The 14,135-nt window shown below is 63.5% G+C and carries 2 protein-coding genes; both read left to right on the top strand.

Translation table 11 applies throughout. From position 1 onward, the window contains the following. Positions 1-18 precede the first annotated feature (18 nt). A complete protein-coding gene (locus tag B1722_RS22570; protein ID WP_086794322.1) occupies positions 19-13,017 on the top strand; it encodes a non-ribosomal peptide synthetase in 12,999 nt (4,332 codons plus the stop codon). A gap of 228 nt (positions 13,018-13,245) precedes the next feature. Then, complete coding sequence (locus tag B1722_RS22575) at positions 13,246-14,058, top strand: alpha/beta fold hydrolase (RefSeq protein ID WP_086794324.1); 813 nt, start codon at positions 13,246-13,248, stop codon at positions 14,056-14,058. Positions 14,059-14,135: the final 77 nt, after the last annotated feature.

Here is a 14,135-nt window from a genome sequence, read left to right on the forward strand (position 1 = left end):
ATTCAGGCAGGAAACCTCATGACCGACGCGTTCGAACTCCCCAGCACTCTGGTCCAAGCCCTCCAGCGCCGTGCGGCACACACGCCGGAGCGCCTGGCCCTGCGCTTTCTCGCCGAAACCGAGGAGCAGGGCGTGGTGCTCAGTTACCGCGAACTGGATCAACGCGCGCGCACCATTGCTGCCGCATTGCAGGCCCAGGCTGAGTTCGGTGATCGCGCGGTGCTGCTGTTCCCCAGCGGTGCGGATTACGTCGCGGCGTTTTTCGGTTGCCTGTACGCCGGGGTGATCGCGGTGCCGGCCTATCCCCCGGAGTCCGCCCGTCGTCATCATCAGGAACGCCTGCTGTCGATCATTGCCGACGCCGAACCGCGTTTGCTGCTGACCAGCGCCGGCCTGCGCGATGCCTTGCAACACATCGAAGGCGCGCCGCCATTGCTGTGCGTCGATACGCTCGACAACACGCTGGCCGAGTCCTGGGTTGAGCCGACCCTGCCGCAGGACCACATCGCCTTTCTGCAATACACCTCCGGCTCCACCGCGTTGCCCAAAGGCGTGCAGGTCAGCCACGGCAATCTGGTGGCCAACGAGCTGCTGATTCGCCACGGTTTCGGCATTGACGTGAACCCCGACGACGTGATCGTCAGCTGGCTGCCGCTGTACCACGACATGGGCCTGATCGGCGGATTACTGCAGCCGATTTTCAGCGGCGTGCCGTGCATCCTGATGTCGCCGGCGTACTTCCTCGGTCGCCCGTTGCGCTGGCTTGAAGCGATCAGCCAATACGGCGGCACCATCAGCGGCGGGCCGGATTTCGCCTATCGTTTGTGCAGCGAGCGGGTCAGCGAATCGGCGCTGGAACGACTCGACCTGAGCCGCTGGCGCGTGGCCTATTCCGGTTCCGAACCGATCCGTCTCGACACCCTCGAGCGCTTCGCCGAGAAGTTCACCCCGTGCGGCTTCAGCGAAGACAGCTTTATGGCGTCCTATGGTTTGGCCGAAGCGACCCTGTTCGTTGCCGGCACACCGCGTGGCACCGGTATTCCTGCATTACGCGTGGACGATCAAGCGCTGGCGCAAAATCGTGCCGAGCCGGGCGACGGCAGTGCGATCATGAGTTGTGGCATCAGCCAGCCCGATCACGCGGTGCTGATTGCCGACCCGGTCACGCTCAAAGAACGAGCTGACAACTTCGTCGGTGAAGTCTGGGCAGCCGGGCCGAGCATCGCTCACGGCTACTGGCGCAACCCCGAGGCCAGCGCCAGGACCTTTGTCCAGCACGCCGGGCAGACCTGGCTGCGCACTGGCGATCTGGGCTTCATCCGCGACGGTGAACTGTTCATCACCGGGCGCCTGAAAGACATGCTGATCGTGCGCGGTCACAACCTCTATCCGCAGGACATCGAGCAAACCGTCGAGCGTGAAGTGGAAGTGGTGCGCAAAGGTCGCGTCGCCGCATTCGCGGTCAATCAGGGCGGTGAAGAAGGCATTGGCATCGCGGCGGAAATCAGCCGCAGCGTGCAGAAAATCCTGCCGCCCGAAGCGCTGATCAAAGCCATTCGCCAGTCGGTGGCCGAGGCCTGTCAGGAAGCGCCGAGCGTGGTGGTGCTGCTCAACCCCGGCGCATTGCCGAAGACGTCCAGCGGCAAGCTGCAACGCTCGGCGTGCCGCACGCGGCTGGCCGATGGCAGCCTCGACAGCTACGCGGTGTTCCCGTCCGCCGAGGTGCAAAATACCGAATCGACCCTGGCGGCTTCCGAGCTGGAAGCCTTGATTGGCAAGCTCTGGGCCGAGCAACTCAATCTCAAACAGGTCAACGCCGACGACCACTTCTTCCTGCTCGGCGGCAACTCGATTGCAGCAACTCAAGTGATCGCCAAGGTGCGCGAAGAACTGGGCCTGGAGCTGAACCTGCGTCTGCTGTTCGAGGCGCCGACCCTGTCCGCGTTCGCCGCTGCCGTGGCGCAACAGCAACAGGACGGCGGCAGCGCCCAAGGCGCAATCACCCCGTTGTCGCGCAACGAAGCACTGCCGCAATCGCTGGCGCAAAACCGTCTGTGGATCACCTGGCAACTCGATCCGCACAGCAGCGCCTACAACATTCCCGGCGCCCTGCGTCTGCGTGGCGAGCTGGATGAAGATGTGCTGCGCGCCAGCTTCCAGCAACTGATCGAACGCCACGAATCGCTGCGCACGCGCTTTTTCGAACGTGATGGTGTGGCGCTGCAACAGGTCGAGGCGGCGCCTGAATTCAATCTGCAACTGATTGACCTCAGCGACTTGCCAGTGCACGAGCGTGAAGCCCGCGCGCAACAGATCCGCGAAGACGAAGCACGCACACAATTCGACTTGGAAAAAGGCCCGCTGCTGTGGGTGACGCTGGTGCGCCTCGACGACGAAGATCACCAGTTACTGGTGACGTTGCACCACATCATCGCCGACGGCTGGTCGCTGAACGTGCTGATCGATGAATTCTCGCGCCTGTACGCTGCGGCATCCCAGGGGCAGCGCGCCGAACTCGCGCCGCTGCTCACCCAATACGCCGACTACGGCAGCTGGCAGCGCCAATGGCTGGCGCAAGGCGAGGGCGAGCGGCAACTGGCGTACTGGAAAGCCCGGCTGGGCGACGACCATCCGGTGCTGGAGCTGGCCACCGATCACCCGCGCTCGGCCAGACAATTGCACAGCGCCGCGCGCCACAGCGTGCGCCTCGGTGTCAGCCTCAGCGATGCGATCAAGCAGACTGCGCAGACGCATCAATCGACGCCATTCATGCTGTTGCTCTCGGCGTTCCAGAGTCTGCTGCATCGCTACAGCGGTCAACGCGATATCCGCATCGGCATCCCCAATGCCAACCGTCCGCGCCTGGAAACCCAGGGCCTGATCGGCTTCTTCATCAACACCCAGGTACTGCGTGCCGAGGTTGATTCGCGGCTGTCGTTTGTCGAGTTGCTGGCGCAGACCCGCGAGGCTGCGCTGGGTGCGCAGGCCCACCAGGATCTGCCGTTCGAACAACTGCTCGAAGCGTTCCCGCAGGCTCGCGAACAGGGACTGTTTCAGGTCATGTTCAACCACCAGCAACGCGACCTGAGTGCGCTCAAGCGTTTGCCGGGCCTGCTCGCCGAAGAACTGCCGTGGCACAGCCGCGAAGCCAAGTTCGACCTGCAACTGCACAGCGAAGAAGATCGCAACGGACGCCTGACCTTGTCCTTCGACTACGCCGATGAATTGTTTGAGGCGCCGACCATCGAGCGTCTGGCCGAACACTTCAGCAACCTGCTGCGCAGTGTGTGCGAACACCCGCAACAGGCGATCGGCGACCTGCAACTGCTGACGCCGTGCGAGCACGAACAGCAACAGGCATGGAGCATCGCCCCCTGCACCCCGGCGCAACACTGGCTGCCGGAACTGCTCAACGAACAGGCGCGGCAGACTCCGGAACGCACCGCGCTGGTGTGGGACGGCGGCAGCCTCGACTTCGCCGAATTGCACGCCCAGGCCAACCGCCTCGCGCACTATCTGCGCGACAAAGGTGTGGGCCCGGATGTGTGCGTGGCAATCGCTGCCGAGCGTTCGCCGCAACTGCTGATCGGCCTGCTGGCGATCATCAAGGCCGGTGGCGCTTACGTGCCGCTGGATCCGGATTACCCGGCCGAACGTCTGGCCTACATGCTCAGCGACAGCGGCGTCGAACTGCTGCTGACCCAGACTGCTTTGCTCGAGCGTCTACCTGCCAGTGACGGCGTCAGCGTCATCGCCATGGACGCGCTGCACCTGGAAAACTGGCCGAGCCAGGCGCCCGGTCTGCACCTGCACGGCGACAACCTCGCCTATGTGATTTACACCTCCGGTTCCACCGGGCAACCGAAAGGCGTCGGCAACACCCACGCCGCATTGGCCGAACGGCTGCAGTGGATGCAGAACAGCTATCGCCTGAACGACAGCGATGTGCTGATGCAAAAGGCGCCGATCAGTTTCGACGTGTCGGTGTGGGAGTGCTTCTGGCCGCTGATCACTGGCGCGCGTTTGCTGATTGCCGCGCCGGGCGAGCATCGCGATCCGCATCGCATCGCGCAACTGGTGCAGGAATACGGTGTGACCACGCTGCACTTCGTACCGCCGCTGCTTTCGCTGTTCATCGACGAGCCGCTGAGCGCCGAATGCACCAGCCTGCGCCGGGTATTCTCCGGCGGTGAAGCGCTGCCGGCGGAACTGCGCAACCGCGTACTGGCGCAACTGCCGGCGGTGCAACTGCACAACCGTTACGGCCCGACCGAAACCGCGATCAACGTCACTCACTGGCACTGCACCACGGCCGATGGCGAGCGCTCGCCGATTGGCCGGCCGCTGGGCAACGTGATCTGCCGCGTGCTCGACGCCGATCTCAATCCTGTGCCGGCCGGTGTACCGGGTGAACTGTGCATCAGTGGCATCGGTCTGGCCCGGGGTTACCTTGGTCGTCCGGCACTGACGGCCGAGCGCTTTGTGGTCGACCCGTTGGGCGAGCAGGGCGCGCGTCTGTACCGCACCGGTGACCGTGCTCGCTGGAGCGCTGACGGCGTGATCGAATACCTCGGCCGTCTCGATCAGCAGGTCAAACTGCGCGGCTTCCGCGTCGAGCCGGAAGAAATCGAAGCGCGCCTGCTGGCTCAAAACGGCGTCGCCCAGGCCGTGGTGCTGGTGCGCGAAACCGCGGCCGGCGCGCAATTGATCGGCTACTTCACCGCTGTCGACGCCAGCGAAGATCAGGACGCACAGATCGCCCGCCTGAAAACCGCACTGGCCGGCGAACTGCCGGAATACATGGTCCCGGCGCAATTGATGCGCCTGGACGCGATGCCCCTGAGCCCGAGCGGCAAGCTCGACCGTCGCGCCTTGCCGGAGCCACAGTGGCAAGTGCGTGAGCACGTCGAGCCGGCCACCGAGCTGGAACAACAGATCGCCGCGATCTGGCGTGAAGTGCTGGGTCTGCCACGGATCGGTCTGCGCGACGATTTCTTCGCCCTTGGCGGGCACTCGCTGCTGGCCACACAAATCATCTCGCGCAGCCGTCAGGCCTGTGACGTCGAGCTGCCGCTGCGCGCCTTGTTCGAACACAGCGAACTCGGTGATTTCGCCGAACAGATCCGCCTGATCCAGGCCAGCGGTCAGACCAACCAACAGCCGCCGATTGCCAAAGTCGATCGCCGCCAGGCGGTGCCGCTGTCCTATTCGCAGCAACGCATGTGGTTCCTCTGGCAGATGGAGCCGGACAGCCCGGCGTACAACGTCGGCGGCATGGCGCGCCTGCGCGGCGTGTTGCACGTTGAGCATTTCGAAGCGGCGTTGCAGGCGTTGATTCTGCGCCACGAAACCCTGCGCACCACATTCCCGAGCGTCGATGGCGTGGCCCGTCAACAGGTGCATGCCGAGACTGGCGTGCGCATGGACTGGAAGGATTTCTCGAAACTGCCGGCTGACCAGCGCGAACAGAAAGTCCAGCAACTGGCCGACGAAGAAGCGCATCTGCCGTTCGACCTGGAAAGCGGCCCGCTGCTGCGCGCCTGCCTGGTGAAGACCGCCGAGCACGAGCACTACTTCGTGCTGACCCTGCACCACATCGTCACCGAAGGCTGGGCAATGGACATTTTTGCCCGCGAGCTCAGCGCGCTGTACGAAGCCTTCGTCGATGAACGCGACTCGCCGCTGGAAGCGTTGCCGGTGCAGTACCTCGATTACAGCGTCTGGCAGCGGCAGTGGCTGGAGTCCGGCGAACGTCAGCGCCAACTCGACTACTGGACCGCGCAACTCGGTCGCGAACATCCGTTGCTGGAACTGCCCGGGGACCGTCCGCGGCCACCGGTGCAAAGCCATCAGGGCGAACTGTTCCGTTTTGATCTCAGCGATGATCTCGCCGCCCGCGTCCGAGCGTTCAATGCGCAAAACGGTCTGACCCTGTTCATGACCATGACCGCCGCGCTCGCCACCTTGCTCTACCGCTACAGCGGCCAGACCGACCTGCGCATCGGCGCACCGGTGGCCAACCGGATCCGCCCGGAAAGCGAAGGGCTGATCGGCGCATTTCTCAACACTCAGGTGCTGCGTTGCCAGCTCGACGGGCAGATGTCGGTGGGCGAATTGTTCGAGCAAGTGCGCCACACCGTGATCGAAGGCCAGTCGCATCAGGACCTGCCGTTCGATCATCTGGTCGAAGCACTGCAACCGCCACGCAGTGCGGCGTACAACCCGCTGTTCCAAGTGATGTGCAACGTGCAGCGCTGGGAATTCCAGCAGAGCCGCATGCTCGCCGGGATGACCGTCGAGTACCTGGCCAACGATGCGCGGGCGACCAAATTCGACCTCAACCTGGAAGTCACCGACCTCGACCATCGCCTCGGCTGCTGCCTGACCTACAGCACCGATCTGTTCGACGAGCCGACCATCGCACGCATGGCCCGGCATTGGCGCAACCTGCTGGAAGCGCTGATCGCCGATCCGCAACAGCGCTTGAGCCAGTTGCCGCTGCTCGACCGGACTGAACAACAGCAATTGCTCGACAGCCTCGGCGTCGAACCGGGCGAACGTCGTCTCGACCAGTGCATCCATCACCTGTTCGCCGAGCAGGCGCTGGCGCGCAAAGACGCGCCGGCGCTGACATTCGCCGGGCAGACGTTGAGCTACGCCGAACTCGATGCCCGCGCCAATCGTCTGGCCTGGGCCCTGCGCGAGCGTGGGGTCGGTCCTCAGGTGCGGGTCGGTCTGGCGCTGGAGCGCTCGCTGGAAATGGTCGTCGGCCTGCTGGCGATTCTCAAGGCCGGTGGCGCTTATGTGCCGCTGGACCCGGAATACCCGCTCGACCGTCTGCATTACATGATCGAAGACAGCCGCATCGGTCTGCTGCTCAGTGACCGCGCGATGTTCAACGCCCTCGGCGATTTGCCGTCGAGCGTGGCGCGCTGGTGCCTGGAAGATGACAGCGCGGCGCTGGTGGATTACCCGGTCAGCGAGTTGCCTTTTATCAGCCTGCCGCAGCATCAGGCCTATCTGATTTACACCTCGGGCTCGACCGGCAAGCCGAAAGGCGTGGTGGTGTCCCACGGTGAAATCGCTATGCATTGCCAGGCCGTGATCGAACGTTTCGGCATGCGTCCGGACGACTGCGAACTGCACTTCTATTCGATCAACTTCGACGCTGCCACCGAGCGTCTGCTGGTGCCGTTGCTCAGCGGCGCGCAGGTGGTTTTGCGAGCGCAAGGGCAGTGGGACGCGGAAGAAATCTGCGACTTGATCCACACTCATCGGATCAATGTGCTCGGCTTCACCCCGAGCTACGGCAGCCAGCTGGCGCAGTTCCTCGCGACGCAAAACCAGGTTCTGCCGGTGCGGATGATCATCACCGGTGGCGAAGCGCTGACTGGCGAGCACCTGCAACGGATTCGCGCCGCGTTCAAACCGAGCCTGTTCTTCAACGCCTATGGCCCGACTGAAACCGTGGTCATGCCGCTGGCCAGTCTGGCGCCGGAAGTGCTGGAAGAGGGCGCCGGCAGCGTGCCGATCGGCAGCGTGATCGGTGACCGTGTGGCGTACATTCTCGACGCCGATCTGGCACTGGTGCCGCAAGGCGCGACCGGTGAGTTGTTCGTCGGCGGCGCCGGTCTGGCCCAGGGTTATCACGACCGTCCAGGCATCAGCGCCGAGCGTTTCGTGGCTGACCCGTTTGCCGCCGATGGCGGGCGCATGTACCGCACCGGCGATCTGGTGCGCCAGCGTGCCGATGGGCTGGTGGAATATCTGGGGCGGATCGACCATCAGGTGAAAATCCGTGGTTTCCGCATCGAGTTGGGCGAGATCGAAACCCGTCTGCTCGATCACCACTCGATCCGCGAAGCGGTGGTGCTGGCGCTGGATGCGCCGAGCGGCAAGCAACTGGTTGGTTATCTGGTCAGCGACGTCGCCGAGCAAGGCGAAGCGCAACAGGCCGAACTGCGTGAAGCACTGAAGTCACACCTCAAGGCGCAACTGCCGGATTACATGGTGCCGACGCACCTGATCCTGCTGGCGAGCATGCCGCTGACCGCCAACGGCAAACTTGACCGCCGCGCCTTGCCGGCGCCGGATCCCGAGCTGAACCGTCAGCACTACGTCGCCCCGAGCAATGAGTTGGAGCAGACCCTGGCGCAGGTCTGGTGCGAGGTGCTCAACGTCAAACAGGTCGGTCTCAACGACAACTTCTTTGAACTCGGTGGCGACTCGATTCTGTCGATTCAAGTGGTCAGCCGGGCGCGGCAGCAGGGCATTCATTTCAGTCCACGGGATCTGTTCCAGCATCAGACGGTGCAGACCCTGGCCGCTGTTGCCAGCCGCAGCGAGCAAGTCACTGCCGAGCAGGGACTGGTGCTCGGTGAGTCGGCCATGACGCCGATTCAGCACTGGTTCTTCGACACTGAAATCCCCGAGCGTCAGCACTGGAACCAGGCGCTGCTGCTGGAGCCGAGCGTGGCGCTGGAACCGCATCGTCTGGAGCAGGCGCTGCTGGCAGTGATCGAACAGCACGACGCCCTGCGTCTGCGCTTCACTCAGGCCAACGATCAATGGCAGGCCACGCATCAACCGGTGTCCGACGCCGAGGTGTTGTGGCAGGTGCGGGTGGCGGCGATGGACAAGTGCGCAGCGCTGTTTGCCGATGCCCAGCGCAGTCTCGATCTGCAAAATGGCCCGTTGCTGCGCGCCTTGCTGGTCGATGGTCCCGAAGGTCAGCAACGCCTGTTCATTGCGATCCATCACCTGGTGGTCGACGGTGTGTCGTGGCGCGTGCTGCTTGACGATCTGCAAACCGTGTATCGCCAGCTCGACGCCGAACAGTCGGTACAACTGCCGGCGAAAACCAGTGCCTTCAAGGATTGGGCAGCACGTTTGCAGGCCTATGCCGGCAGCGAATCGCTGCGCGAGGAACTGAACTGGTGGCAAACCCAACTGGCCGGGCCGAACGCCGAGCTGCCGTGCGAAAACCCGCAGGGCGGACAGCAGAATCGTCACGCGCAAACCGTCAGCGTGCGCCTGGATGCCGAGCGTACCGGACAATTGCTGCAGCAGACGCCGCGCGCCTACCGCACGCAAGTCAACGATCTGCTGCTGACCGCGCTGGCCCGCGTGCTGTGCCGCTGGAGCGGGCAGCCGTCGGCATTGATCCAACTGGAAGGCCACGGCCGCGAAACCCTGTTCGACGAGATCGACCTGACCCGCACCGTCGGCTGGTTCACCAGCGCTTATCCATTACGCCTGACCCCGCATAACATCGAAGAGGCCGCCGGGCAGGGCGCTTCGATCAAGGCGATCAAGGAGCAACTGCGCGCCGTGCCGCACAAAGGCCTCGGTTATGGCGTGCTGCGTTATCTGGCCGATGACCTCAGCCAGCGCAGCATGGCGGCGTTGCCGAATGCTCCGGTGACCTTCAACTACCTCGGCCAGTTCGACCAGAGTTTCGCCAGCGATGCACTGTTCCGTCCGCTGGATGAGCCGGTCGGTGCAGCCCACGATCCGCAGGCGCCGCTGCCAAACGAGCTGAGCATCGACAGTCAGGTGTATGGCGGTGAACTGTTGCTGCGCTGGACCTTCAGCGCCGAACGTTATGACGCGCAGACCATCAGCGATTTGGCCGACGCCTACCTCGGCGAGCTGCAAAGCCTGATCGCACATTGTTTGCAGGACGACTCTGGCGGCCTGACGCCGTCGGACTTCCCGCTGGCGAAACTGACCCAGGCGCAACTCGATGCACTGCCGGTGCCGGCGGCGCAGATCGAAGATGTTTACCCGCTTACGCCGATGCAGGAAGGCATGTTGCTGCACACCTTGCTCGAACCGGGCACCGGTCTGTACTACATGCAGGATCGCTACCGCATCAACAGCGAGCTCGATCCCGAGCGTTTCGCCCAGGCCTGGCAAGCGGTGGTCGCCCGTCATGAAGCGCTGCGTGCATCGTTCTGCTGGAACGTCGGTGAAGACATGCTGCAAGTGATCCACACGCCGGGGCGCACGCCGATCGAGTACCTGGACTGGAGCGCCGTTGCCGAAGAAGAGCAAGAACCGAAGCTGCAGGCGCTGCTGAAAAGCGAGCGCGAGGCCGGGTTCGATCTGCTCAATCAGGCACCGTTCCACCTGCGCCTGATCAAGGTCGGCGCGGCGCGTTACTGGTTCATGATGAGCAACCACCACATCCTCATCGATGCCTGGTGCCGTTCGCTGCTGATGAACGATTTCTTCGAGATCTACACCGCCCTCGGTGAAGGTCGCGAAGCACAGTTGTCGCTGCCGCCGCGTTACCGCGACTACATCGGCTGGCTGCAACGCCAGAGCCTGGCCGAGGCACGCCAGTGGTGGCAGCAGAACCTGCGAGGGTTCGAGCGCACCACGCCGATCCCGAGCGACCGGCCGTTCCTGCGTGAACATGCGGGTGAAAGCGGCGGCATGATCGTTGGTGACCGCTATACCCGATTGAACGTTGAAGATGGCGCCCGTCTGCGCGAGCTGGCCCAGGCTCATCAACTGACCATCAACACCTTCGCCCAGGCGGCATGGGCCTTAGTGCTGCGACGCCTGAGCGGTGATCGCGACGTGCTGTTCGGCGTGACCGTGGCCGGGCGCCCGGTGGAGTTGCCGGAGATGCAACGCACCGTCGGCCTGTTCATCAACAGCATTGCGTTGCGGGTGCAGATCCCGGCGGACGACCAACGCTCCAGCGTGCGGCAGTGGTTGAGCGGACTGCTCGACAGCAACATGCAACTGCGCGAGTACGAATACTTGCCGCTGGTGAGCATTCAGGAACAGAGCGAACTGCCGAAAGGCCAGCCGCTGTTCGACAGTCTGTTTGTGTTCGAGAACGCGCCGGTGGAAGTCTCGGTGCTGGACCGTGCGCAGAGCCTCAACGCGACATCGGACTCCGGTCGTACCCACACCAACTTCCCGCTGACGGCGGTGTGCTACCCGGGCGATGACCTCGGTCTGCATCTGTCGTATGACCAGCGTTACTTCGACGAATCGACCATCGAGCGCATGCTCGGTGAGTTCAAGCGCCTGCTGCTGGCGCTGGTCGATGGTTTCCACGGCGACATGGCCGACCTGCCGCTGGTGGGCCACGAGGAACAGGACTTCCTGCTGCACGGCTGCAACCAGAGCGCGCACGATTATCCGCTGGAGCAGAGCTACGTGGCGCTGTTCGAAGCGCAGGTCGCGGCGCATCCGCAGCGCATCGCCGCTACGTGCCTTGATCAGCAACTGAGCTATGCGGCGCTCAACCACAACGCCAACCGTCTCGGTCATGCGCTGGTAGCGGCCGGGGTGCAGATGGATCAACCGGTGGCGCTGCTGGGCGAGCGCAATCTGGATCTGCTGGGGATGATCATCGGCAGCTTCAAGGCCGGTGCCGGTTACCTGCCGCTGGATCCGGGCCTGCCGAGCCAGCGTCTGCAGCGGATCATCGAGCTGAGCCGCACGCCGGTGTTGGTGTGCAGCGAAGCCTGCCGCGAACAGGCGCAGACCTTGCTCGATGAATTCAGCTGCGCCAATCGACCACGGCTGTTGGTCTGGGAAGACGTGCAGGCGCTGGCGACATCACTGCACAACCCGGGGATCTACTGTGGCCCGGACAACCTGGCCTACGTGATCTACACCTCGGGTTCGACCGGGTTGCCGAAAGGCGTGATGGTCGAGCAGCGCGGCATGCTCAACAATCAGTTGAGCAAGGTGCCGTACCTGCAACTGACGGACGCCGACGTGATCGCGCAGACCGCTTCGCAAAGCTTCGACATTTCGGTCTGGCAGTTCCTCGCCGCGCCGCTGTTCGGTGCGCGGGTGGACATTGTGCCGAACACTATCGCTCACGATCCGCAGGGTCTGCTGGTGCATGTGCAGGCGCAGGGCATCACCGTGCTGGAGAGCGTGCCGTCGTTGATTCAAGGCATGCTCGCCTCGGAACGCCTGAGCCTCGATGGTCTGCGCTGGATGCTGCCGACCGGTGAAGCAATGCCGCCGGAACTGGCGCACCAATGGCTGCTGCGTTATCCGGACATCGGTCTGGTCAACGCTTACGGCCCGGCGGAATGCTCCGATGACGTGGCGTTCTTCCGCGTCGACCTGGCCTCGACTCGCGGCAGCTATTTGCCGATCGGTACGCCGACCGACAACAACTTGCTGTACCTGGTCGATGGCGCGCTGGAACTGGTGCCGCTGGGCGCGGTGGGTGAGTTGTGCGTGGCCGGGACCGGCGTCGGTCGCGGTTACGTCAGCGATCCGTTGCGCACCGCGCCGGTGTTTGTGCCGAACCCGTTCGGCGCGCCGGGCGAGCGTCTGTATCGCACCGGAGACCTCGCGCGGCGACGCAGTGACGGGGTGCTGGAGTACGTCGGCCGGGTTGACCATCAGGTGAAGATTCGCGGTTACCGCATCGAACTGGGTGAAATCGAAGCGCGTCTGCACGAACAACCGGAAGTCCGCGATGCGGCGGTCGGCGTGCAGGAGGGGGCGAACGGCAAGCACCTGGTGGGTTATTTGGTGGCGGCTGATAGCACGTTGAATTCGAGCGAACGTCTGGAGCGGATCAAGCAGCGCCTGCGCAGCGAATTGCCGGAGTACATGGTGCCGCTGCACTGGTTGTGGCTCGATCAGCTGCCGCACAACGCCAACGGCAAACTCGACCGCAAGGCCTTGCCGGCGCTGGAGATCGGCCAGTTGCAAAGCCAGGATTACCTGGCCCCGCGCAACGAGCTGGAGCAGACCCTGGCCGATATCTGGGGCGAAGTGCTCAAGGTCGACAAGGTCGGCGTGCGCGACAACTTCTTCGAGCTGGGCGGTCACTCGCTACTGGCCACGCAGATCGCCTCGCGGGTGCAGAAAACCCTGCAACGCGATGTGCCGCTGCGAGCGATGTTCGAGTGCAGCACGGTGCAGGCGCTGGCCGAGTACATCGAAGGCCTGGCGGCGAGTGACATGACCGAGGACAAGGTGGATCGCTTGAATGATCTGATGGCGGAGCTGGAAGGCTTGTAATCTTCAGCGCCTGTTCCGGCCCCATCGCTGGCAAGCCAGCTCCCACAAGTTTCATGGTGAACACATGATTTGTGTACACATTCGATCACTGTGGGAGCTGGCTTGCCAGCGATGGCGTCAGTGCATTCAACACCGATAAACCGGCATATTCACGTACATATCCAGGGTTGACGATCAACAACCGGCAGCTCAGTCTGCCGGTTCTCTTTTTCATCGCGGGGGTGGTCGATGCCTTTCTTCATGGTTGACGGACAAGCGCTGCACTACATTGATCAAGGCACCGGCCCGGCCGTGTTGCTGGCGGGCAGTTATCTGTGGGACACGGCCATGTGGGCGCCGCAGATCGCTGCACTGTCACCGCACTATCGGGTGATTGCGCTGGATTTGTGGGGCCATGGTGAGTCCGGGCGTTTACCTTCAGGCACCACGTCGCTGGATGACATCGCGCGGCAAGTCGAGGCCTTGCTCGATCATCTGGGTATCGACCGGGTCACATTGATCGGATTGTCCGTCGGCGGTATGTGGGGCGTACGCCTGGCCTTGTCGGCACCGCAGCGGCTCAATGGCCTGGTGCTGATGGATACGTACGTTGGCATGGAGCCGGAACCCACCCGCCAGTACTACTTTTCGCTGTTCAAGCAGATCGAGGAAAGCGGCGAGATCTCCGAACAGTTGCTCGACATCGTGGTACCGATCTTCTTCCGCCCGGGCATCGATCCGCAGTCGGCGCTGTATCAGGACTTCCGCGCGAAACTGGCGGCGTACACCGCGGATCGCCTGCGCGAAAGCATCGTGCCCATGGGGCGTATCACCTTCAGTCGGGATGACCTGCTGCCGCGTCTGGGCGAATTGAATGCCGCAACCACGCTGGTGCTGTGCGGCGATCAGGACAAACCGCGACCGCCGTCCGAAGCACAGGAAATGGCCGAATTGATCGGCTGCCCGTGGGTGCTGGTGCCGGAGGCGGGGCATATTTCCAGTCTGGAGAATCCGCAGTTTGTTACTGAGGTGTTGTTCGCCTTCCTGGCTGAGCGACATTGAAAAAGATCGCAGCCTGCGGCAGCTCCTACAGAAAACGCGTTCCCCTGTAGGAGCTGCCGCAGGCTGCGATCTCTTGA

The organism is Pseudomonas sp. SCPG-7 (assembly GCF_002156405.1).
Taxonomy (GTDB): domain Bacteria; phylum Pseudomonadota; class Gammaproteobacteria; order Pseudomonadales; family Pseudomonadaceae; genus Aquipseudomonas; species Aquipseudomonas parakoreensis.

What these genes read in the sequence shown, in the direction of transcription:
- B1722_RS22575 (WP_086794324.1), top strand. Translation starts at nt 13,246, where the DNA reads ATGCCTTTCTTCATGGTTGACGGACAAGCGCTGCACTACATTGATCAA.
- B1722_RS22570 (WP_086794322.1), top strand. Translation starts at nt 19, where the DNA reads ATGACCGACGCGTTCGAACTCCCCAGCACTCTGGTCCAAGCCCTCCAG.